This window comes from Nocardia sp. NPDC058499, from assembly GCF_042719915.1.
Classification (GTDB): Bacteria; Actinomycetota; Actinomycetes; order Mycobacteriales; family Mycobacteriaceae; genus Nocardia.
Genome location: NZ_JBHXMZ010000001.1, coordinates 703073 through 725260, shown reverse-complemented (window position 1 = coordinate 725260; position 22188 = coordinate 703073). Strand labels below are relative to the sequence as shown.

18 protein-coding genes are annotated in these 22188 nt (G+C 66.5%); 14 read left to right on the top strand and 4 right to left on the bottom strand.

Annotated elements, in window-relative coordinates; translation table 11 throughout:
• Positions 1-92: 92 nt before the first annotated feature.
• Positions 93-884, bottom strand: coding sequence for a GTP pyrophosphokinase family protein (locus tag ACFWPH_RS03310; protein ID WP_378747837.1), 792 nt, complete (start codon positions 882-884; stop codon positions 93-95).
• 130 nt (positions 885-1014) lie between these two features.
• Here ACFWPH_RS03310 and ACFWPH_RS03305 point away from each other — a divergent pair, with 130 nt between their 5' ends.
• The gene (locus tag ACFWPH_RS03305; RefSeq protein WP_378747836.1) at positions 1015-1926 is read left to right on the top strand and encodes a D-alanyl-D-alanine carboxypeptidase family protein; all 912 of its coding nucleotides are present in this window, start codon (positions 1015-1017) and stop codon (positions 1924-1926) included.
• 118 nt (positions 1927-2044) lie between these two features.
• On the opposite strand, the gene ACFWPH_RS03300 is transcribed toward ACFWPH_RS03305, so the two are convergent.
• On the bottom strand, positions 2045-4045 hold the full coding sequence (locus ACFWPH_RS03300) for a hypothetical protein (RefSeq protein ID WP_378747835.1): 2001 nt from the start codon (positions 4043-4045) through the stop codon (positions 2045-2047).
• A 136-nt stretch (positions 4046-4181) separates the two neighbouring features.
• Here ACFWPH_RS03300 and ACFWPH_RS03295 point away from each other — a divergent pair, with 136 nt between their 5' ends.
• The 3 genes from ACFWPH_RS03295 (at position 4182) to ACFWPH_RS03285 (ending at position 9099) form a co-directional block, all read left to right on the top strand.
• The gene (locus ACFWPH_RS03295) at positions 4182-4820 is read left to right on the top strand and encodes a TetR/AcrR family transcriptional regulator (RefSeq protein WP_378747834.1); all 639 of its coding nucleotides are present in this window, start codon (positions 4182-4184) and stop codon (positions 4818-4820) included.
• Positions 4821-5715: 895 nt separating this feature from the next.
• Positions 5716-7068 carry an MFS transporter gene (locus tag ACFWPH_RS03290; protein ID WP_378747833.1) on the top strand — a complete coding sequence of 451 codons (1353 nt, stop codon included), beginning with the start codon at positions 5716-5718 and terminating at the stop codon, positions 7066-7068.
• Between the two features lie 129 nt (positions 7069-7197).
• Positions 7198-9099, top strand: coding sequence for an FAD-binding monooxygenase (locus ACFWPH_RS03285; protein ID WP_378747832.1), 1902 nt, complete (start codon positions 7198-7200; stop codon positions 9097-9099).
• A gap of 4 nt (positions 9100-9103) precedes the next feature.
• Here the strand turns inward: ACFWPH_RS03285 and ACFWPH_RS03280 are convergent, their stop codons facing one another.
• A complete protein-coding gene (locus tag ACFWPH_RS03280; protein ID WP_378747831.1) occupies positions 9104-9802 on the bottom strand; it encodes an IclR family transcriptional regulator in 699 nt (232 codons plus the stop codon).
• Positions 9803-10303: 501 nt separating this feature from the next.
• The gene (locus ACFWPH_RS03275; protein ID WP_378747830.1) at positions 10304-10612 is read right to left on the bottom strand and encodes a hypothetical protein; all 309 of its coding nucleotides are present in this window, start codon (positions 10610-10612) and stop codon (positions 10304-10306) included.
• 332 nt (positions 10613-10944) lie between these two features.
• Between ACFWPH_RS03275 and ACFWPH_RS03270 the strand changes: the two genes are divergently transcribed.
• The 10 genes from ACFWPH_RS03270 (at position 10945) to ACFWPH_RS03225 (ending at position 22171) form a co-directional block, all read left to right on the top strand.
• Positions 10945-12081: a helix-turn-helix domain-containing protein gene (locus ACFWPH_RS03270; RefSeq protein WP_378747829.1), complete on the top strand. Its 1137-nt coding sequence runs from the start codon at positions 10945-10947 to the stop codon at positions 12079-12081.
• A gap of 19 nt (positions 12082-12100) precedes the next feature.
• Positions 12101-13246, top strand: a complete 1146-nt coding sequence (locus ACFWPH_RS03265) for an RNA-guided endonuclease InsQ/TnpB family protein (protein WP_378747828.1) — start codon at positions 12101-12103, stop codon at positions 13244-13246.
• Positions 13247-13590: 344 nt separating this feature from the next.
• On the top strand, positions 13591-13929 hold the full coding sequence (locus ACFWPH_RS03260) for an IclR family transcriptional regulator C-terminal domain-containing protein (RefSeq protein WP_378747826.1): 339 nt from the start codon (positions 13591-13593) through the stop codon (positions 13927-13929).
• Positions 13930-14040: 111 nt separating this feature from the next.
• Positions 14041-15555: a fumarylacetoacetate hydrolase family protein gene (locus ACFWPH_RS03255; protein WP_378747825.1), complete on the top strand. Its 1515-nt coding sequence runs from the start codon at positions 14041-14043 to the stop codon at positions 15553-15555.
• Positions 15542-16246 carry a GntR family transcriptional regulator gene (locus ACFWPH_RS03250; protein WP_378747824.1) on the top strand — a complete coding sequence of 235 codons (705 nt, stop codon included), beginning with the start codon at positions 15542-15544 and terminating at the stop codon, positions 16244-16246. Before ACFWPH_RS03255 ends, ACFWPH_RS03250 begins: the two co-directional genes overlap by 14 nt.
• Before the next feature lie 33 nt (positions 16247-16279).
• Positions 16280-17794: a 5-carboxymethyl-2-hydroxymuconate semialdehyde dehydrogenase gene (gene hpaE / locus ACFWPH_RS03245; protein WP_378747823.1), complete on the top strand. Its 1515-nt coding sequence runs from the start codon at positions 16280-16282 to the stop codon at positions 17792-17794.
• Between the two features lie 46 nt (positions 17795-17840).
• The gene (gene hpaD, locus ACFWPH_RS03240; RefSeq protein ID WP_378747822.1) at positions 17841-18995 is read left to right on the top strand and encodes a 3,4-dihydroxyphenylacetate 2,3-dioxygenase; all 1155 of its coding nucleotides are present in this window, start codon (positions 17841-17843) and stop codon (positions 18993-18995) included.
• A 57-nt stretch (positions 18996-19052) separates the two neighbouring features.
• Positions 19053-19841, top strand: coding sequence for a fumarylacetoacetate hydrolase family protein (locus tag ACFWPH_RS03235; RefSeq protein ID WP_378747821.1), 789 nt, complete (start codon positions 19053-19055; stop codon positions 19839-19841).
• Positions 19826-20629 carry an HpcH/HpaI aldolase/citrate lyase family protein gene (locus ACFWPH_RS03230; protein WP_378747819.1) on the top strand — a complete coding sequence of 268 codons (804 nt, stop codon included), beginning with the start codon at positions 19826-19828 and terminating at the stop codon, positions 20627-20629. Before ACFWPH_RS03235 ends, ACFWPH_RS03230 begins: the two co-directional genes overlap by 16 nt.
• Before the next feature lie 78 nt (positions 20630-20707).
• Positions 20708-22171 carry an NAD-dependent succinate-semialdehyde dehydrogenase gene (locus tag ACFWPH_RS03225; RefSeq protein ID WP_378747818.1) on the top strand — a complete coding sequence of 488 codons (1464 nt, stop codon included), beginning with the start codon at positions 20708-20710 and terminating at the stop codon, positions 22169-22171.
• Positions 22172-22188: the final 17 nt, after the last annotated feature.

The window sequence follows — 22188 nt, the reverse complement described above, 5'->3', positions numbered from 1 at the left end:
GTTCGGATCGTGGTGGGTCCACACCGGGTAGTCGCCCGGCGTCCTTAAAGTGGCGACGGTTCGCGCCGAGGCGGTGTACGACCGGTCTACAGTCACCGCTCGGGCGGGCCGGGTCGCGCGGAACGCTCTGCCGCAAGACTCTGGTACAGGCCGGTGAGGTCCAGGGAATCGGCCGGACCCGTGCGCACGTGGGCAGTGCGGTCCACCTGGCGGTGCAGCGCTTCCATCTTTTCGTCGAGCTGTGTGGCGACTTCGGCGGCCTGTGCGAGGTCGCTGCGCAGGTTCGGGGGCACCTCGCCCCGGTACTTGTAGTAGATCTTGTGTTCCAGGCTGGCCCAGAAATCCATGGCGATGGTGCGGATCTGGATTTCGACCGGTACCCGTTCGGTGCTTGCGGAGCGAAACACCGGGATCGACACGATCAGGTGCAGGCTCTGGTAGCCGTTCGGTTTACGGTGGGCGATGTAGTCGCGCTCCTCCAGGAGGGTGATGTCTTCCTGGCCGACCAGCATGTCCCGGATCGCGGCGATATCGGAGATGAAGCTGCAGACCACCCGGACCCCGGCGATATCGAGCACATTTTCCCGGATCGCCGCCAAGTTCATCGGGTAATTCTTGCGCTGCACTTTTTCCAGCACGCTTTCGGGCGATTTCAGCCGCGATCTCACATGCTCGATGGGGTTGTACTCGTGGGTGCTGTTGAAATCCTCGCGCAGGATATTGATCTTCGTGGTGATCTCGTCGATCGCGAATTTGTAGCCGAGCATGAAGTCGACGAACTGATCGCGCAGCGCATGGACATGCTCGATATCGATTCGCCCCGACTCACCGGAGAAACCATCGACGGCTGTGGTGTCCGGATGCCAGGGCTTCATTACGCCCATTGTGCCTTCACCTGCGAATTACCCGCCACCTCGAGTGATATCCACCATGATTCCGATCGGGCCGCATCGGCGGCGACGCCTCGGGTCGGATATCCCACCGTTAGACCAGGTCAGGCGACAGAATGTGGCGATGCGAACCTATACCCGCGTGCTGCCGGCGGTCCTCGCCGGAGTGCTCGTCGTCTTCGCGCCTACCGTCGCGGCCGCCCCGGTTCCGGGTGGCTCGGCTCAGCTCCCGTTTCCGCTGACCCTCCAGCCGGAGGGCGTACAGGCGCCCGGGGCGGCGCTGGCGGAGGCCCATACCGGTGTGATCGTGTGGTCGCGGCAGCCGGATACCCGGTTGCCGATCGCCAGTCTCACCAAGGTGATGACGGCGGTGGTCGTGCTCGAATCGGGTGATCTCGAACGGCCGATCACGGTGTCGCAGGCGGCCGTCGATTCCGCCGCCGCCCACGGGGGCAGTACCGCGGGCCTGGTGCCGGGGGAAGTGCTCACAGCGCGGCAGCTGCTGTACGCGATGATGTTGCCGTCCGGTTGCGATGCCTCCTACGCGCTCGCCGAAGCGTTCGGACCCGGCCGCGACGCTTTCATCGCCAAGATGAATGCCACCGCGCACCGGCTGGGTATGCCGAATACGCATTTCACCGACCCCAGCGGTCTGCCCGTCCCCGACGATTTCGCCACCTACTCCACGCCGGCAGAGCTGGTGCGGCTGGGCCGGCATGCGATGACGAACCCGGTGTTCCGGCAGATCGTCGGAACACCGGTCCAGCACCAGCCGGCGGGGCCCGCGAATCGGCATCACGTTTGGGAGAACACCAACGGGCTGCTCCAGGAGTATCCGGGCACCGCGGGTATCAAGACCGGGTCCACGAACGCCGCCGGGACCTGTCTGCTGTTCGAGGCGACCCGCGGCGGCCAGCGGTTGATCGGGGTGGTCCTGAACAGTTCACCCCACGACCTGGACGCCGCGACAGCCGACGCCCGCCGCATCATGGACCGGGGTTTCGTTCCGATCCTCAGCTCGCTGCCCATCGGCTGACCCGGCGCAGTGGCTGCTGAGCAGTCGAGGCGGTCCGGCACCCGCCGACTACCACTACTGATTACATGTCGATTCGCCGATCACCGATCCGCCTCGCTGGGGTCCGCGTGCCGATCGTTCATTCGACGATGATGCGGACCCGGGCCAGGTTGTCCATTCGGGCGTAGGGGGTGGCGGGGTCGCCGTCCGGCTGGGCGGAGACCCGGACGGTGGCGAAATATGTTCCGGGCTCGGTGAAGACGTGGTCGCGTTCCACGGTGACAGTAGTGGCGGGGGAGAGGTCGGTGGTGTCGGTGAAGGAGCCGGTGCCGTCGAAATCCCAGGCGAGGGAGACGATCAGGCCCGCCCCAGGCGGTGTTTCGGCGACGGCTTTCAGCCGGACGGGCCGGCCGGTGGTGGTTTCGGCGCGGTCGGCACCGTCGGCAGTGAGGGTGACGACCGGCTGGACGCCGCGGCGGTCGGCGGCGCGGGCGGGGACGTGGACCTGGCCGTCGTCGACGGTGTATCGGGTGGTGGCGGTGGCCGGCCGGCCGGTTTCGGCCCAGGCGCTGAGTTCGCGCAGCGCCTGGTGCAGTACGCCGAGATAGCTGACCGTGCGGGTGGGGTGTTCCTGGCGGTCGTCGTCGCCGTGCAGGGCGTGGTCGACGTACCAGAGCCGGAAATGGTCGTCGGTGCGGTCACCGAAATGGTCGCGGACCTGCCGGTGGTACCAGTCGGCCTGCCAGGGGAACGCCTCGCGGTCCAGCAGGCAGGCCACGACGATCATCTTTCCGGTGAAACGGCCCGTGGGGAGGTGCCCGGAGGCGGCCTCGGTGAACAGCGGGCCGAGCAACAGCGGCCGCTGCGGGTACCGCGGGGTCCCGTCCTGTCCGCGGAACTGGTCCCACACGGGGTAATCGGGGCCGGGAACCTGGTGGCGGTGGTAGGTCTGGGCAGCGAGGAAAGCACTGTTGTCGATTTCGACGGTATCGCCGGGCCCGAGCCCGGCCAGGGCGCTGTCGGGGATATCGAGCACCGCCATTTCGCCGTGGAGGCCGGTGACGGTGGCGCGGGCCCCGGCGGCCGGGCCGGTGAGTACCACCAGGTCGGCTCCCTGGATCGGAGCATCGGTGGGCAACCCGGGTACACCGACAGCGACGATGGCGCTTTCAGCGCCGGCGGGGCCCTTGAAGGCCACATCGACCCCGCCCTGCGGTGTTCCGGCTGCCCGGTGATCCGGGATGCCGCGAGCGGTGGCCTGTTCGCGGGTGAGTGTGCCGGTGGTCCGGCAGCGGTGACGGATGCGGTCCGCGTGCACGGAGGCAGCGGGGTCCGCGCCGAGGTGGCCCGGGGTGGTCCAGTAGTCCTCGAAATACGCCGGGTCGACGGCCCGGACATGCGGGTAGAGGGCGCCGAACGCGTGGAATCCCATGGTGCGGTGGCCGAACCAGGAGCGCGTCGGGAAACCCATCCGCGTCACCTCTGCCAAGGCTGCGCGCTCGTCCTCGGTGAGGCCGTCCTCGACGGCGTGCGGCGAACCGGCGTCGGCGGCATCCGCGATTCGATCGAGGCTGTGGCGAAGAACCCGCTGGGCGTGCATGCGGACGGCGAAAACGTTCGGGATCGCCATCGGGCTGCCGATGACGTAGGGCACGAACCCGTCCCATACGCCCTCGGTGCTCTCCGCGCCGCCGATGGTCCGGTAACCGCCGCCGCTACCGCCGTAGGCGTAGCCGTACGGGCGATGATCGCCGTAGGCGCTCCGTGCGATCTCGCGGGACTGCTGTGCGGCGGCGGCATTGGCGCGGTAGGTGGTGACGGTCGGATCGCCCGCGCTACCCGGGGTCGCGGGACTGCCGCCGCCGTTGGTCTCCAGGAAGTAGGCGCCGCAGGAGAACGCGAATCCGATCTTGTCCTCGCGGCCGGTGGCGCTCTGGGCGAGGTGCTCGCTGTCGGGTACCGGGGTGATGTGCTGGAAGAAACGGCCGCCGTAATCCTCGGCGGGCGGTAGGTACACCGAGAACCGGGTGTCGGTGCCGCCGAATCCGCCGTGCACGTAACGGTGGGGCACGGGGTTTTCGCGCCACTCGTCGATATCGGTGTAGGGCGCGGTGAAGTCGGGATCGGGCGCGTGGACCACAGAGTCTCCTCGGAGCGAAATTCGAGTACACCACTGTAGATCTCGCAATGCCTTGACGTCTACACGCTACCTATCCGCGTATCGCGGTATAAAAACAAGTATGTACTCAGTTTTTGGCTCCGGATAGAGTCGCAGCATGTCGACAGCATCGACCCGTAGCCGCGGTAGCTACGCCGGGACCGCGGCCCGCCGCCGGACGATTGCCCGTGCGGTCCTGAACCTGGTGCTGGAGAAAGGGCATACCGGCGTGACCACCGCCGAAACCGCGGCCCGCGCCGGCGTCGCCGAGGCCACTGTTCTGTACCACTTCGCGACCCGTGACAATCTCCTGGTGGCGGCGTTGCGCGAGGCGTTCGACGAAGACGAGGAACAGACATCACTCGCCGGGAACACAGCGTTGGATCTGGAACGACTGCGGAACTACGCGACAAGACTCCGCCCGGAGCTCGCGCAGCTCTATACGACACTGGCCGGATACGCCGGGACCCCCGGCCATCCGGCGCAGGAATTCTTCGCCGAGCACTACACCCGGGCGCGGCACCGGTGGACCGCGATCATCACCGCACGGCAGGAGGCGGGCCTGGCGCATCCGGGTCTGGACCCCGCCGAGGTGGCCCGCCAGTTCCTGGCCACCTGGACTGGTTTGCAGACCCAGTGGTCGGTCGAACCGTCGTTCGACCTCGGCACGTTATTGCTGGACGCGTTCCGCCGCTTGACCGGGCAAAACTGGATGGAGGCCAGACAGCAACTGCTCGATCCCGCCGCCGGTCTGTGAGAACCGGCTGTGCCGGCCCATCCCGGATGGCTGGGGTCGCGAGAGCCACAGCGGACGGTCAGCCGACCGCGAAACGGCCGCTCGGGTCGGCATAGCGGGCTTCGTCGACACGGTGCGCAAGGCCCCCATCCCACCGGCCAGCCGGCACATCGCCTGGACCGCAGTGTTCTCGGCGGTATCGTCGGGGGCTGCGCGAACGATGCCACGTGAGGCGCGGTGCCGGGCCATCAGCTCGGATTCGCTGGGCAGCCGCCCGGTGCCGAAAGTGTCGGAGCGCAGTTCCGCGCGCAGTAGATCGCGCAGCCGGCGAGCTGTCAGGGCTCCCGCGGTGGGGAGTAGCCGCCCGACCTGTGCTGTGAACGCGGACCGGTCGCGTGTCCGGTCATATGGGCCGAGCCGTTCGCCGAGTTTCGTAACGTGGTGGCCTCCGGCGATATCGTGCATGCCGATGGCGTGCGACCGGGCCCGGTTACGCGACAAGGCTTCGGGGTAAACGTCCGGTTACTTCCCGCCGAGGGCCATATGCAAGGGTCTGAGCTGGCGGTTTTCCGATTTGCGGCAGAGGGTTCGGAGCACGCGGATGCTTGCCGGTGCCTATGGTTGGTCGCCCTGCGCAGTTACGCGGTCGAGGTGGGCAGACGCCTGCGCCGAGCATCCGTGATCCCGGTATGGGATCGGCACCTGCGAACCCGGGGGAGTCAGAGCTGTGTGCCGGGCGATGTGTCTCAGCGGATCGCGATGTTCCCGGCAATCCGATTCATGCCTGTGACCAGGTGGTTCGCGGCCCGATCGGCGCTCGGGACACCGCGCCTATTGTCATATCTCAAATCATATACGATCATTCTCGCATTACCGGGCGAGACCCACCTCACAGCGACATCACAAAGGAGTGCAGATGTCCACGGATCTTTCGACCGTCTCCGCTGTCGACCGCAGACGCGTCGCTTTCGCCACCGTCGTCGGTACGGCGGTGGAGTGGTACGACTACTTCATCTACGCCTCGGCCGCCGGTCTGGTGTTCGGGACGTTGTTCTTCGAACCGGCCGGGTCCGGATTCGGCACGATTCTGTCCTTCCTCACGGTCGGCGTGAGCTTCCTGTTCCGGCCGCTGGGCGCGTTCCTCGCCGGGCATTTCGGCGATAAGGTCGGCCGGCGGCCGGTGCTGGTGGCCACGCTCGTCCTGATGGGTACCTCGACCGCGCTGATCGGCCTGCTGCCGACGTACGAGGCGATCGGTATCGGCGCGCCTGTGCTGCTGGTGCTGTTGCGGATCCTGCAGGGGGTCTCGGCCGGTGGCGAATGGGGTGGGGCGGTGCTGATGGCCGTCGAACATGCGCCGCGTAACCGCCGCGGCCTGTTCGGTGCGATGCCGCAGATCGGCGTGCCGCTCGGGCTGCTGATGGCCAGCGCCATGATGGCGCTCATGGACATGCTCTTCCCCGGTGACGCATTCCTGAACTGGGGCTGGCGTATTCCGTTCCTGTTCTCGGTGGTGCTCATCCTGGTGGGTTCCTGGCTGCGCCGCAGTGTCGAGGAGAGCCCAGTCTTCGCCGAGATCGCCGAGCGCAAGGAGCAGACCAAGGCGCCCATCGTCGAACTGTTCGCGCGCTTCACTCCGCTGGTGCTGCTGTCGGCGCTGGTCTTCGTCGGTAACAGTGCTGTCGGGTACATGACCACCGGCGGCTATATCCAGGGCTACGCCACCGATCCGGACGGCGCCCTCGGCCTCGATCGCGGGGACGTGCTGTGGGCCGTCACCGTCTCGTCGATCAGCTGGCTCCTCGCGACCCTCGCCGCCGGGTGGCTCTGCGACCTCATCGGCCGCCGCACCACCTACATCATCGGCTGGTGTGTGCAGGGCGTTTTCGTGCTCACCCTGTTCCCGCTGGTGAACACCGGAAACGTGCTGCTGCTCGGCGCCGGTCTGGTGCTGCTCACGCTGGGACTCGGCTTCACCTACGGCGCCCAGTCGGTCTGGTACACCGAGCTGTTCCCCGCGTCGGTGCGGTTCTCCGGGGTGTCGATTTCGTATGCGCTCGGTTCGATCCTCGGCGGTGCCTTCGCTCCGACGATCGCGCAGTGGATCCAGCAGAGCACGGGCTCGTCGACGAATGTCGCCTACTACCTGCTCGGTATGACCGCGCTGGGTCTGGTCGGCACATTGCTGCTGCGGGACCGCAAGGGTATCGATCTGAGCCCCGCCAATGAGGCAAAGCAGCAGGTGGGCATCTACGCGTGGGAGAAGTGACCCCGGGCCGGGGCCGACTTGTGTGAGAGCCGGGTCACCGCATACCATCGACCACAACAGTCAATATTAGAATTCGCTGTTCTATTATCGAACAAATGCGACTCGCCCGCAACGGAGTGAGGAGAGCCCGTGCAGTTCCACCACCACGGCTATGTATCCGGTGACCCGCGCATCCAGGCGCCCGCCGGTGTCGGCCTCGACCGTTCTGTCGAACTTCCCGACGAGGTCGATGTGCTCATCGTCGGCTCCGGTCCCGCGGGCATGATCGCCGCCGCGCAGCTCGCTCAGTTCCCGAATATCAACACCCGTCTCGTGGAGCGCCGCCCCGGCCGGCTCGAGGTCGGGCAGGCCGACGGGATCCAGGCGCGCAGCGTGGAGACCTTCCAGGCGTTCGGTTTCGCCGAGCACATCATCGCCGAGGCCTACCGCATCACCGAGATGGCGTTCTGGAAGCCGGATCCGCAGAACCCGGCGAATATCGTCCGCGCGGCCCGCGCTCTCGACGACGAAGCCGGAATCAGCGAATTTCCGCATCTGATCGTCAATCAGGCGCGGGTGCTCGACTACTTCGCCGAGGTGGCCAGGAATTCACCGACGCGGCTGGAACCGGATTACGGCTACGAGTTCGTGGGTCTCGAGGTGGCCGAGGACGGCGACTATCCCGTCACTGTGACGCTTCGGTATACGGCCGGCGGGCATCTGGGGGAGACCCGGAATATCCAGGCCAAATACGTGATCGGGTGCGACGGCGCGCACAGCCGGGTGCGGGAAGCCATCGGCCGCCGGTTCCTGGGCGAGAAGGCCAACCACGCCTGGGGCGTCATGGATGTCCTCGCCGAAACCGACTTTCCCGATATCCGCCTGAAATGCGCCATCCAATCGCACGACGGCGGCAGCATCCTGCACATCCCGCGCGAGGGCAACCACCTGTTCCGGATGTATGTCGACCTCGGTGAAGTAGCCGAAGACGACGGCGGAAAAGTCCGGCTGACCTCGCAGGAAGAGGTCGAGGCGCGGGCGAACAAGATCCTGCACCCGTACACGGTGACGGTGAAACATGTGGCGTGGCGCAGCGTGTACGAGGTCGGCCACCGGGTGACCGACAAATTCGACGATGTGCACCCCGACCACAGCGGCACCCGGACCCCGCGCGTATTCATCACCGGCGATGCCTGCCATACCCATTCGGCGAAAGCCGGTCAGGGAATGAATGTGTCGATGCAGGACGGCTGGAATATCGCCTGGAAACTGGGGCATGTGCTCGACGGCCGGGCACCGGAATCGATCCTCGACACCTACTCGGCCGAACGTCAGGTGATCGCCCAGAACCTCATCGACTTCGACCGGGAGTGGTCGACGCTGATGGCGACCCGGCCCGAGGAGATGGAGGATCCGTCCCAGCTCGAGGAGTTCTACGTCAAAACCGCGGAGTTCCCGGCCGGTTTCATGACCGAATACACGCCGTCGATGCTGGTCGCCGGGGACAGCCGGCAGGAGCTCGCGACGGGATTCCCGGTGGGTAAGCGGTTCAAGTCGACCCTCGTTACGCGGGTATGCGATGCGAACCCGAAGCAACTCGGTCATCACGCGACGGCCGACGGCCGGTGGCGTATCTATGTTTTCGCCGATGCGCCGGCCGCGGGCGAACCCTCCCGGACGGCCGACCTGGCCGAATGGCTGGTCACCGCACCGTCCTCACCCTTGCTCGCCCACACTCCCCAGGACGCTGACCTCGACGCCTGGTTCGACGTGAAGGTGATCTACCAGCAGCCCCACGCCGATGTGGATCTGGGCAAGGTGCCCGCGGTGTTCCTGCCGAAGGTCGGGCCGTTCCAGCTCACCGACTACGAGAAGGTGTATGCCACCGCGCCGGCCGACGATATCTTCACCGCGCGCGGCGTCTCCCGTGCCGGTGCGGTGGTGGTCGTCCGTCCCGACCAGTACGTCTCCCATATCCTGCCGCTCGACGCCACCGAAGAACTCGCTGAATTCTTCGCCGGGATCTTCGTAACCCGTTCCGACGCGGTCTGATTCGCTAGCCGCCGAGCGCCCGCGCGACCCGCCCCGCCGCGGTCCGCAGGCGTTCGGCGATCTCGGCCTCGGGCCGCGGAAACGACACATGGATTGCGGCAATGGAACCTCGGGGCTGGCCGGGAACCACCAGCGGAACTGCCACCGACCGCAGCGACGGCACCACCTCGTCACTGCTGACGGCAAAACCGCGCGCGCGACTGGTCACCAGCTCGTCACGCAACTCCGCCGGCCAGGCATGTGCGTCCAGTTCCATCAGGATCGCCTTCCCCGGACCGCCCCGGGTGAGCGGATGCCGGTGGCCGGGACGATAGGTCACCGCGACGCTCTGCTCAGGCGCCGCGCTGGTGAGGGTGACGGCCTCGTCGTCGTCGAGCCGCACCACCAGCAGGCACGTCATCCCGAGTTCATTGGCGGCCGTCCGCAATTCGGGTTGCGCCGCCTGCTGGAGGTCGAGGGAGACCCCCGATGCTAGGGCGGCCAGGCCCGCGCCGAGCACGATCCGGCCCGACGGTTCCCGGGCGACGAGACCGTGGTCCTCCAATGTACGAAGCAGTCGATAGGCCACCGAGCGATGCACGCCGAGCGTTTCGGCCAGTTCATCGATACTCAGGCTCCGCCCCGCGGCGGCGAGGATTTCGAGCAGCCGGATACCTCGCCGCAGGGTCTGCGATCCGGCGGACTGTCCTGGTTTATCGGCCACGAAGCCGCCCCTTCTCATACATTCCACGCGGACCCGGCCGCGCCCTACCGCTCGATAGTAGAATAGGGAATTCGTTATTCGATCATCCGACGCGTGCCGTTGCTGTCACCGAAGGAGGGCAGGGATGAGCCCCGCAGAACTGGCACCCATCCGCCACCGCTGCGAATCGGGACAGGGCGATTCGCTGCTGGCCTGGCGCGCGGGTGTACATGCCGCGCGTCACCACGGGCAACACCAACGCCCCCGCGATACTCATCGGGGAAATGGGTGCCCGGTACCTGCTCGAGGATCTGGGGTCGGCCCACCCCGGCTTCACTGCGACGTAAGGGCGGCTACCCCTGCTGGACGGTCCCCGTCGGTGGATACCGAGGTAGGCGGCGGACGACTGGCTTTGTGCCCGATCCGATTCGCCATCGGACCGTCACGGCCACCAGATCGACGCCACGATCACCAGCAGGGGCAGACCTACCGCGATCGCCAAGCCCGCCACCACCAGGGCGCTCATCGAAGCACCCTCCTGAAAGCCCAGCGTGCGAAGCTGAGGCGCGGTACGACCGTTTCCACATCGGCAACGTTCATCACTGCATTGAGTTCGAGTGGGTTCAGGTGGTGGGGTGCAGGCAGGATCACCATGTCGGCGGCAATGTTGCGCGCCTGAACGGCGACCTGTAGCACTGATCGTTCGCACGGCCATTCGAGGTGGTAACCGAGGTGGCGGGCGAGGCGTTGGATTTGGGCGCGATCCCAGTCGGGTGCGTGACTGAGGTCGTAATCGATCCAGCCCAGGGCGATCGAGCGGCCATGGTTCATGATCTTCCGGACCTCTGTGCTTGCTTGTGCATTTCCTCCCCGATCGACGTGTCGTCCAAAGCCCCAGTGCCGAGGGGTCTCGTGGCCGGGGGCATGGCGTGTTGTTTCGCCCACCAGGAATTGCGTGCATTCCCCTCGGGGCGTTGGAGGGCTCCACCCGACCGGCCGTAGACGGCCGGACGGCCCTTGGATCGGTAGCAGTTCGAATCCGCCTTCCGGGGTCAATATTTCTGCGGTGTGGTGAAGCCGGCGAGTGGCATACCTAGTGGTCTCGGAGTGGCATCTCTAGTGGCACGCCCACAGAACCCGGAATATGCGGGCATCATGGCGATATGCACACGGGCACGCTCATCCGCGACCTGCGCCGGGCTCGCGGATGGTCCCAAGGTCGTCTCGCCGACGAACTGGCCGAGCATTCGGGTATGTCGATCAGCCGCGAATACATCTCGCGGCGATGGGAGTCCTGTCGGTCTGTGCCGTCCCCGTTCTGGATGCGGCACCTGGCCGCCGTCCTGGATGTGCCGCTGGCAGTTATGGAGTCCGACGTGAATCGAAGGAAGTTTCTATCGACTCTGGCAGCGACCACTGTCGCGCCGGGGGTCGCGTCCGATCTGCTGCAGGAGGGTTTCTCCGCGCGGCTGAAAGGTGCCGGGCCATCGGTAGAAGCGTGGGCGGACACCTTGACGACCTACGGTGCCGACTACATGACACTGGGCGCGGCCGAGATCCAGAAGCGGCTGGCCGTCGACCTCGCGGTGATCCAGCAGCAGTGCGATTCCCCGCAGATGTGGGCACATGTCGCACGCTTGATGACTTTGTACGCCAAGACGTTTCCCGGGGCGGATGGGAACAGAGCGGTGACCTGGTACCGGATGGCCGCCGAGTCCGCTGATCGCTCCAGAGATATCGGCACCCGGGTCTGGGTTCGCGGCCGGGCAGCCATCGCTCTCGGGTACGAGGGTGCGGCGCTGCCTGTGGCGGCAATGTTCGCCGACCAGGCCCTCGCCATCGACGATCGGCCGTCGTTGGGCCGGTTGAACGCCATTTACGGCAAGGCACACGCCGCAGCGATCGTCGGAGACACCGATACGGCCCGTGGCCTCGATACCGAAGGCAGACGAGTGTTCGATCGTGCCGGTTCGGGAGACGATGAAGCCTCCGACTACGCGGTTCCGTACTGGCGGCTCGGAGTGTTCCGATCGTTGTTACGTGCCCGGCTCGGCGATGAATCGGATGCGGTGGAAGCTCAGGACGAGGCGCGCCGATTGCTGCCGCCGACGCTTCCCCGGTTCGCCACGCACCTGGAAATGCATCGGGGCCTGATGCTCGTTCGGGCGGGTGACCGTGCGGGCGGGGTTTCCTATGCGAGGACAGCACTGGATGCGCTTCCGCCGGAGAAGCACTCACTCACGTTGCGGATGCTCATGGACGAGATCACCGGACCGATATCCGAGTGTTTGTGTCGGTAGGGGCTGTTACCGTGCGCGGGTGCAGCTTCGGTACAACTTCCGCGTCTACCCGACGCCGAGCCAGCGCAACGCGCTGGCACAGGCGTTCGGGTGCGCCCGGGTGGTGTACAACGACAACCTCCGCGCCCGCGGACACGCACATGCAGCCGGGGTGAAACTATCGGATACCGAGGTTCAGCGGCGGGTGGTCACCGAAGCTAAACGCACCCCAGAACGGTCGTGGCTGGCGGAGGTGTCGTCGGTGGTGCTGGTACAAGCCTGCCAGGACGCCCGCGCCGCCTATCGGAACTGGTTCGACTCGCTATCGGGCAAACGTAAAGGCCCGAAACTCGGCAAGCCTCGCTTCCGGTCCCGGAAAGACAATCGGCAAGCGATCCGGCTCACCCGCAACGGTTTCGGTGTGCGGGTGAATCGGAAGTTGTATGTGGCCAAAGTCGGCGAGTTGAAGGTGGCGTGGTCGCGGGAGTTGCCCTCGCAGCCGTCGTCGGTCACGATCGTCAACGATTCGGCGGGCCGGTATTTCGCGTCGTTCGTGGTCACAATCGACGATCGGCCGCTGCCCGAGGCCGCCACTCAGGTGGGTATCGATTTGGGTCTGGCGACGTTCGCGGTCTTGTCGAATGGGCGCAAGATCGACAGTCCTAGGTTTCTTCGGCGCGCCGAGCGCCGGCTGAAGAAGGCGCAACAGTGCTTGTCTCGTAAGGAGAAGGGCTCGCAGAACCGGGTGAAGGCCCGGATCAGGGCCGCCAAGGCACATGCGAAGGTGGCCGATACGCGCAGGGATTTCGCGCACAAGCATTCCACGAGGATCACTCGCGAGAACCAAGCGATATTCGTGGAGGACCTGTGTGTGCAAGGTCTCGCGCGTACGAAGCTCGCGAAGTCGGTGCACGACGCGGGGTGGACCATGTTCAGCCGGATGTTGGAGGAGAAAGCTCGACGGTACGGCCGCGGGTTCGCCCGAGTGGATCGCTGGTTTCCCTCGACGCGGATGTGTTCGGTGTGTGGGGTGGTCGGCGAGAAGAAGCCGTTGCATGTGCGGGAATGGACGTGCGGATGCGGTGCTGTGCACGATCGGGATGTGAATGCTGCTCGTAATATTCTCGCCGCAGGGCTTGCGGAGAGTCGAAACGCTTGTGGAGAGGCGGTAAGTCCGGCCGCGTAGCGGACGGCGTGCCTCGGTGAAGCAGGAACCCACCGGAGAACCATGTGGTTCAGGAGGAATCCGGGCCGTTCTAGGCCTGGAGGAAGTCAATGAGTCAACAAGGGGTGTGTGTGCGGCGGTGGTAGTCCCCGGCGAGCGATCGAGGCTCTGTTCGCCTTCGAACGTAAACCGGTGTCCACAGTGCGGGAGGTTTCCGAATGCACCCGGCTACCGCTGCCGCTGCCGGCCGTGCATCGCTACGTGGCTCTGTGCTGCGGGAGGTGGGGTTGATCAAGGAAGCGCGCACGGCGGTTACCAGCTGACGATGCGGTTGTCGTTCGAGATCGGCCGGCACCTGCCCGCGTGTGCGGGGTACCAGTGCCTGGCTGCTGCTCGAAGGTTTCGACGAGACTGCGCGCCGTGAATACCTGCGGGATGCTCGAGGTGAACGGCCGCTCGTGGAGGGGGTCGAGCAGTTCCTCGCCGATGTGGGGGAGGTGGCAGCGGACGGGTGGGCAGCCAGCTCCGAGGAGATCGATGAGGGCGTGTGGAGTGCGGCAGCGTCGATCCGTAGTGAGGGCCAACCGGTGGGGACGCTGTCCGCCCCGTGTCCGGCATTCCGGATCGATGACGAGAAGGCGGCGGTGATCATCGAATCGGTTCGGCGAACTGCCGATCGGATCAACAGCGCGCTCGGCTCCTGAGGTCCGCTGCCGCTGCCGCGTTCGGTTGGGCTTGTGGATCGCCTAGGTTTGCGGGCCCGATGTTGGTGCGGGACGTTGCCTGGACGTCACAGATCATATACGATTTCAGATATGACCTTGAGCGACAGCGTTCCTTCTTCTGCGCTACCTGCGGAAACCCGGTTCGCCGGCCTGCCCTCGGTGCCGGGGAAGATTATCGCGGTACACCTCAGTTATGAGTCACGCGCCGCTCAGCGCGGGCGTCGGCCGGCCGCGCCGTCGTACTTCTTCAAACCCGCGAGTTCGGTCGCTGCGACCGGATCGGTGGTCGAACGGCCGCAGGGGACCGAACTGCTCGCCTACGAGGGTGAGATCGCGCTCGTCATCGGAGCGCCCGCTCGCCGTGTTGCGCGCGAGGAGGCTTGGTCGCACGTCGCATGGGTTACCGCTGCCAACGACTGGGGGCTCTACGATTTGCGCGGCAACGACAAGGGATCGAATGTCCGCAACAAGGGGCGTGACGGTTACACGCCGCTCGGGCCCGGACTCATCGATGCTCGCCAGGTCGATCCGGGCGCGTTACGTCTGCGTACCTGGCACAACGGCAGCCTCGCGCAAGACGATACGACCGCGGGACTGATCTTCCCGCTTGCGCAGCTCGTGGCCGATCTGTCCCAGCACTGCACGCTGGAAACCGGGGACGTCATACTGACCGGCACTCCGGCGGGGGCCTCGGTGGCGATGCCGGGTGATGTCGTCGAGGTCGAAGTCGACGCGCCTGCGACGGGGTTGTCCAGTGGCCGGCTCGAGACGCGGGTCGCCGACGGTGTGGATACGTTCGATCCGGCGCTCGGTTCGTTGCCTTCTGTCGACGACCGGCAGCGCGAGGAGGCGTGGGGGTCGCGGGAGGCCGCGGGGCTCGGCCCCGCCGAAACCGGTGGCTCGGGGATTTCGCCCGAACTGCTGGCCAAGCTCCAGGAGGCGCCGGTCGCCGGGTTGACCGGGATCCTGCGCAAACGCGGACTGAACAATGTGTGCATCGACGGTGTGCACGCACTGCGGCCCGGAACCAAAATGGTCGGCACGGCGAAGACCCTGCGTTTCGTCCCGAACCGGGAAGACCTGTTCCGCAGTCACGGCGGCGGCTACAACGCCCAGAAGCGTGCCTTCGACACCGTCGCACCCGGCGAAGTCATTGTGATCGAGGCCCGCGGGGAGCGTGGATCGGGCACGCTCGGTGACGTTCTCGCGCTACGCGCCAAGGCCCGGGAAGCTGCGGGCATCGTCACCGATGGTGGTGTCCGGGACTCCGCGGCGGTCGACGAGATCGGCATACCGGTGTTCGGCCAGGGCGGGCATCCCGCCGTTCTCGGCCGTAAACACGTGCCCTGGGAAAGCGATATCGCGGTGGCCTGCGGCGGCGCGACGGTCCTGCCCGGCGACATCATCGTCGGTGACGACGACGGTGTCATCGTCATCCCCGCCGCCATGGCCGAGGAAGTCGTCGACGCGGCATTGGCACAGGAAGCCGAGGACGCGTGGATCGCCGAGCAGGTGGCGGCCGGGCACCCGGTCGACGGACTGTTCCCCATGAACGCCGAATGGCGGGCACGCTACGAGGAGGCACGCGGAAATGTCGACGGGTGATCCGGTGATCGCTGCCGGGAGCAAATCGCAGCGCGCCTACGAATGGATCCACACCCGCATCGCGGACCGCCGGTTCGTCCCCGGGTACCGGCTGGTGCTGGGGTCGATCGCCGAATCGCTCGGGATGAGCGTGGTGCCGGTGCGGGAAGCGATCCGGCGGCTGGAGGCCGAAGGGCTCGTCGAATTCGAACGCAATGTCGGCGCCCGGGTCGCCCAGATCGACCAGAGCGAATACCTGCACACGATGGAGACTCTCGGCGTCGTGGAAGGAGCCGCCACCGCGCTGGCGGTCCCGCATCTCACCGAGGCCGATCTCGACCGGGCCGCCGCCGTCAACGCGCGGCTACGGGCCCTGCTCGACGATTTCGACCCGAATCTGTTCACCCATATCAACGAGCAGTTCCACAGCGTGCTGTTCGAACCCTGCCCGAACCCGCACATCCTCGACCTGGTGCACCGCGGCTGGACCCGGATGTCCGGATTGCGCTCCTCGACTTTCGCTTTCGTGCCCGACCGGGCGCGCGAATCGGTGGAAGAACACGATCAGATCGTCGATCTGATCCGCCGGAAAGCCGATCCCCTCGAAATCGAAATGGCCGCGCGGCAGCACCGCTGGCGCACCATGAACGCCTACCTCGGCGAGTACGAACCCGGCGCGCACCGGTTCGATGCGGCCGAACTCACCGACTGATCCCTTTCCCCGACCTCACACAGGAGGATTCCCATGGCCGACAGCGTGTCGCCACAGCACCACGTACCGGCTGACCTGCCCGACCGTATCCGCCATTACATCGACGGAGCCTTCGTCGATTCCGTCGACGGCGCCACCTTCGAGGTGCTCGATCCGGTCACGAACGACACGTATGTGCAGGCCGCTGCGGGTGGCAAGGCCGATATCGATCGCGCCGTCGCCGCGGCCCGCAAGGCGTTCACCGAGGGCCCGTGGCCGAAGCTGCTGCCCCGCGAGCGTTCCCGGGTGCTGCACCGCATCGCCGATCTGGTCGAATCCCGCGACGCCCGGCTGGCGGAGCTGGAGAGCTTCGATTCCGGTCTGCCCATCACCCAGGCGCTGGGGCAGGCGCGCCGGGCCGCCGAGAACTTCCGCTTCTTCGCCGACCTGATCGTCGCCCAGGCCGACGACACCTACAAGGTGCCGGGCCGCCAGATCAACTACGTCAACCGCAAACCCATCGGTGTCGCGGGCCTGATCACGCCGTGGAATACGCCGTTCATGCTGGAGAGCTGGAAACTGGCGCCGGCGCTGGCCACCGGTAACACCGTGGTGCTCAAGCCGGCGGAATTCACTCCGCTGTCGGCGTCGCTGTGGGCGGGAATCTTCGAGGAAGCCGGACTGCCGCAGGGTGTGTTCAACCTGGTCAACGGTCTCGGTGAGGACGCCGGCGATGCCCTCGTGAAACATCCGGACGTACCGTTGATCTCGTTCACCGGTGAAAGTCGCACCGGGCAGATCATTTTCGGCAACGCAGCGCCCTATCTCAAGGGTCTGTCGATGGAACTCGGCGGGAAATCGCCGGCCGTGGTGTTCGCCGACGCCGATCTCGATGCCGCGATCGACGCCACGGTTTTCGGTGTGTTCTCTCTCAACGGTGAACGCTGCACCGCCGGCAGCCGGATCCTGGTGCAGCGCGAGGTGTACGACGAATTCGTCGAACGCTATGCCGCGCAGGCCGAACGGGTGAAGGTCGGCTACCCGCACGACCCCGCCACCGAGGTCGGCGCGCTGGTGCATCCCGAGCACTACGACAAGGTCGTCAGCTATATCGAGATCGGCAAGGGCGAGGCGCGCCTGGTGGCCGGTGGCGATCGTCCGGCCGAGTTCCCGGCGGGGAACTTCGTGCGCCCCACCGTCTTCGCGGATGTGAAACCCGATGCGCGGATCTTCCAGGAAGAGATCTTCGGCCCGGTCGTGGCGATCACGCCCTTCGATACCGAGGAAGAGGCGCTCGAACTCGCCAACGGCGTGAAATACGGTCTGGCCGCCTATATCTGGACCAACGACCTCAAACGCGCGCACAACTTCTCGCAGGCCGTCGAGGCCGGCATGGTGTGGCTGAACTCGAACAATGTGCGCGATCTGCGCACCCCCTTCGGCGGTGTGAAGGCCTCGGGCCTCGGCCACGAGGGCGGCTACCGCTCCATCGACTTCTACACCGACCAGCAGGCCGTGCACATCACCCTCGGCAAGGTCCACAACCCCACCTTCGGCAAGTCCGCCTGATATCCCGCCCGGACCTGTCCCGACCTCTCACCCCAAGGCAGCAGCAATGACCGAACGTACTCGCACCTCGTCGGGCTTCTTCGTGACCCAGGAAGCCCCCATCCACGCCGACGATCCGGTGGCGACCCCCACCGCGCCGCCGCCGGATATCGTGCGCGCCGCCTACGCCGAACTCGTCGTCACCGATCTGGCCCGCTCCCGCGAGTTCTACGTGGATGTGCTCGGGATGACCGTTACCGAGGAAGACGAGAACGCGGTCTACCTGCGCACCCTCGAGGAGTTCATCCACCACAACCTGGTGATCCGCACGGGCCCGGTCGCCGCGCTCGCCGCACTGTCCTACCGCGTCCGCACGCCCGAGGATCTGGATCGGGCGGTCGCCTTCTACACCGAGCTCGGCTGCCGGACCGAACGCCGGGCCGAGGGCTTCACCAAGGGCATCGGCGATTCGGTACGCGTCGTCGACCCGCTCGGCTTCCCCTACGAATTCTTCTACGACACCGAGCATGTGGAGCGGCTGGCCTGGCGCTACGACCTCTACAGCCCCGGCGCGCTGGTCCGTCTCGACCATTTCAACCAGGTCACCCCGGATGTCCCGCGCGCGGTGAAGCACTACCAGGATCTGGGCTTCCGGGTGACCGAGGATATCCAGGACGAAGCCGGCACCACCTATGCCGCGTGGATGCGCCGCAAACCCACCGTCCACGACACCGCCACCACCGGCGGTGACGGCCCGCGCCTGCACCACGTCGCCTTCGCCACCCACGAGAAGCACAACATCCTGGCGATCTGCGACAAGCTCGGCGCCCTGCGGTTGTCCGACCACATCGAACGCGGCCCCGGCCGCCACGGCGTCTCCAACGCCTTCTACCTCTACCTGCGCGACCCCGACGGGCACCGCATCGAGATCTACACCCAGGACTACTACACCGGCGACCCGGACAATCCGGTCGTCACCTGGGATGTGCACGACAACCAGCGCCGCGACTGGTGGGGCACCCCGGTTGTCCCGTCCTGGTACACCGACGCCTCGCTCGTGCTCGATCTGGACGGTAACCCGCAACCGGTCGTGTCGCGCACCGATTCCAGCGAGCTGGAGGTCACCATCGGTGCCGACGGGTTCTCCTACACCCGCGACCCCGGTGCCGAGGACCTACCGGACTGGAAAAAGGGCGAATACAAGCTGGGCCACCAGCTCTGACGACCACGGCCGGTCCCGGGCCCACAGTTCGGGACCGGCCGGCAGGAAGGATTTCCGATGGCGCTGGACGCCGCAACCCATACGGCGATCGCCGACGAACTGGCCGCCGCGGAACGCGACCGCACGACTGTGCCGCTGCTGACCGGGCGTTATCCGTCGATGACCGTCGAGGATTCCTACGCCGTGCAGAACGAATGGCGCCGCCGCGGTATCGCGGCGGGCCGCCGGCCGGTGGGCCGCAAGATCGGGCTCACCAGCAAGGTCATGCAGGCGGCCACCGGTATCACCGAACCCGATTACGGCGCGATCTTCGCCGACGCGGTATTCGACAACGGCGCGGTGATCGAACATGCGCAGTTCTCGAACGTCCGGATCGAGGTCGAACTCGCCTTCGTCCTCGCCGAGCCACTGCACGGACCCGATACGACCGTTTTCGATGTGCTGCGGTCGACCGAGTACGTCGTCCCGGCGCTGGAGATCCTGTCCTCGCGGGTCGAACTACCGGGCCGGACGATCGTCGACACCATCAGCGATAACGCCGCCTTCGGCGGGCTGGTGTACGGCGGCAATCCGGTGAAACCCGGTGATATCGACCTGCGCTGGGTCGCGGCCCTGCTCTACCGCAACGAGACCATCGAGGAATCGGGAGTCGCCGCGGCGGTGCTCAACCATCCCGCCACCGGCGTCGCCTGGCTCGCGAACAAACTCGCTCAGCACGGCGATCACCTCGACGCCGGCGAGATCGTCCTGGCCGGCTCCTTCACCCGCCCGATGTGGGTGGAGCCCGGCGATACCGTGCTCGCCGACTACGGACCGATGGGAACGATATCGTGCCGCTTCGTCTGACCCCCACCTTCCGGGACCGGCTGGCCGCCACCGACTGCACCCTCTACGGCGGATGGATCTGTTCGGGTTCGCCCGTGGTCGCCGAGATCATGGCCGGCGCGGGCCTGGACTGGCTGCTCATCGATATGGAGCACGCGCCCAACGGGCTGGAATCCACCCTCGCGCAGCTCTACGCCGTATCCGGTTACCCCTCGACCCCGCTGGTCCGCGTGCCCGTGGGTGAAACGGTGATCATCAAACAGGTACTCGATCTCGGCGCGCAGAACCTGCTGGTGCCGATGATCTCGACACCCGAGGAAGCCGCGGACGTGGCGGCCATGACCCGGTACCCGCCCGCCGGCCGGCGCGGTGTGGGCAGCGCCCTGGCTCGTTCCGCACGCTGGAACCGGGTCGAGGGATACCTGAACAACGACGCCGACCATATTTCGGTATTCGTGCAGATCGAATCGATCGAGGGTGTGGACAACGCCCGCGCGATTGCCGAAACACCGGGTGTGGACGGTGTATTCGTGGGCCCCAGCGATCTCGCCGCTTCGATGGGGTTGCTCGGGCAGCAGACCCATCCCGAGGTGGTCACCGCCGTGAAACGCGCATTCGCGGGAATCGCCGCGGCGGGTAAACCCATCGGGGTCAACGCCTTCGACCCCGCCGCCGCGCGGGACTACGCCGCGGCGGGCGCCCGGTTCATCCTCGTCGGCGCCGATGTGGCATTGCTGGCGCGTGGTTCCGAGCAGTTGGCACAGACCTTTGTCGGCAGTAGCGAAGATCCCCCGCGTGCCTCGTACTGACCGTGCTGTGCACGCCCTACCCGACCGCACCGAGGGCCTCCGCCGTGCCCAACTGTTCTCATCCTCAGGAGTGACGAAGTGACCGACCGCGAGAACACGCTGCTCTCCGTGACCCCGAACCAGCTTTTCATCGGCGGCGAATGGCTCGATGCCACCGGCGGCGCCACCTTCGAGGTGCACGATCCCGCGACGGGACAGGTGGTTCGCACGGTTGCCGATGCCACCCCCGACGACGCCCTCCGTGCCCTGGACGCTGCGGTGGGCGCGCAGGAGTCGTGGGCGGCGACCGCACCCCGGGTGCGCAGCGAAATCCTGCGCCGCGCCTGGGAGCTGGTGCAGGAACGCGCCGGCGACCTCGCCCTGCTGATGACGGTGGAAATGGGGAAACCGCTGGCCGAGGCCCGCGGGGAGGTCACCTACGGTGGCGAATTCCTGCGCTGGTTCAGTGAGGAGGCCGTACGCGTCCACGGCCGGTACGGCAGCAATCCCGAGGGCACGGGACAGATGATCGTCTCGCAGCATCCGGTCGGGCCCTCGTTCTTCATCACCCCCTGGAATTTCCCGTTCGCCATGGCCACCCGCAAAATCGCGCCGGCACTGGCCGCGGGGTGCACCACGGTGCTCAAACCGCCGGAGGCCACCCCGCTGACCACCCTGTTCTTCGCGCAGCTACTGGCCGACGCCGGGCTGCCCGCCGGCGTGGTGAACGTGGTGACCACCGCTTCCGCGAGCAGTGTCTCGGCGCCGCTCATCGCCGACCCCCGGCTGCGGAAACTGTCGTTCACCGGGTCGACCGGGGTGGGTCGCAAGCTCATCGCCCAGGCCGCCGATACAGTTCTGCGCGTATCGATGGAACTCGGCGGCAATGCCCCGTTCGTGGTTTTCGACGATGCCGACCTCGACAAGGCGGTCGACGGAGCCCTGGCGGCGAAATTCCGCAATATCGGGCAGGCCTGCACGGCCGCGAACCGGTTCATCGTGCACGAGCGGATCGCCGAGGAATTCGCCGACCGGATCACCGCCCGCGTCGCGGCGATGACCATCGGCCGCGGCACCGAGGACGGCGTGACGATCGGCCCGCTCATCGACGACAAGGCGGTACACAAGGCCGCCGAACTCGTCGCCGACGCCACAGCGCGCGGCGCGGTGGTGCGTACCGGTGGGTCCCGGGTCGAGCGCCCCGGCAGTTTCTACGAGCCCACGGTGCTCACCGGCGTCGCCGAGGGCAGCGAAATCCTGCGCGAGGAGATCTTCGGCCCCGTCCTCGCCATCACCACGTTCAGCACCGAAGACGAAGCCGTGCGCCTTGCGAACAACACCGAATACGGTCTCGTCTCCTACGTGTACACCCGCGACCTCGCCCGCGGCCACCGCATGATCGACCGGCTGGAAACCGGCATGATGGGCCTGAACGCCGGTGTCGTTTCCAATGCCGCGGCACCGTTCGGCGGGATCAAACAGTCCGGAATCGGGCGCGAAGGCGGATTCGAGGGTATCCACGAATTCCTCTTCACCAAGTACACCCTCATCCCGAACGACTGAATCGAACCCGGGGCGGG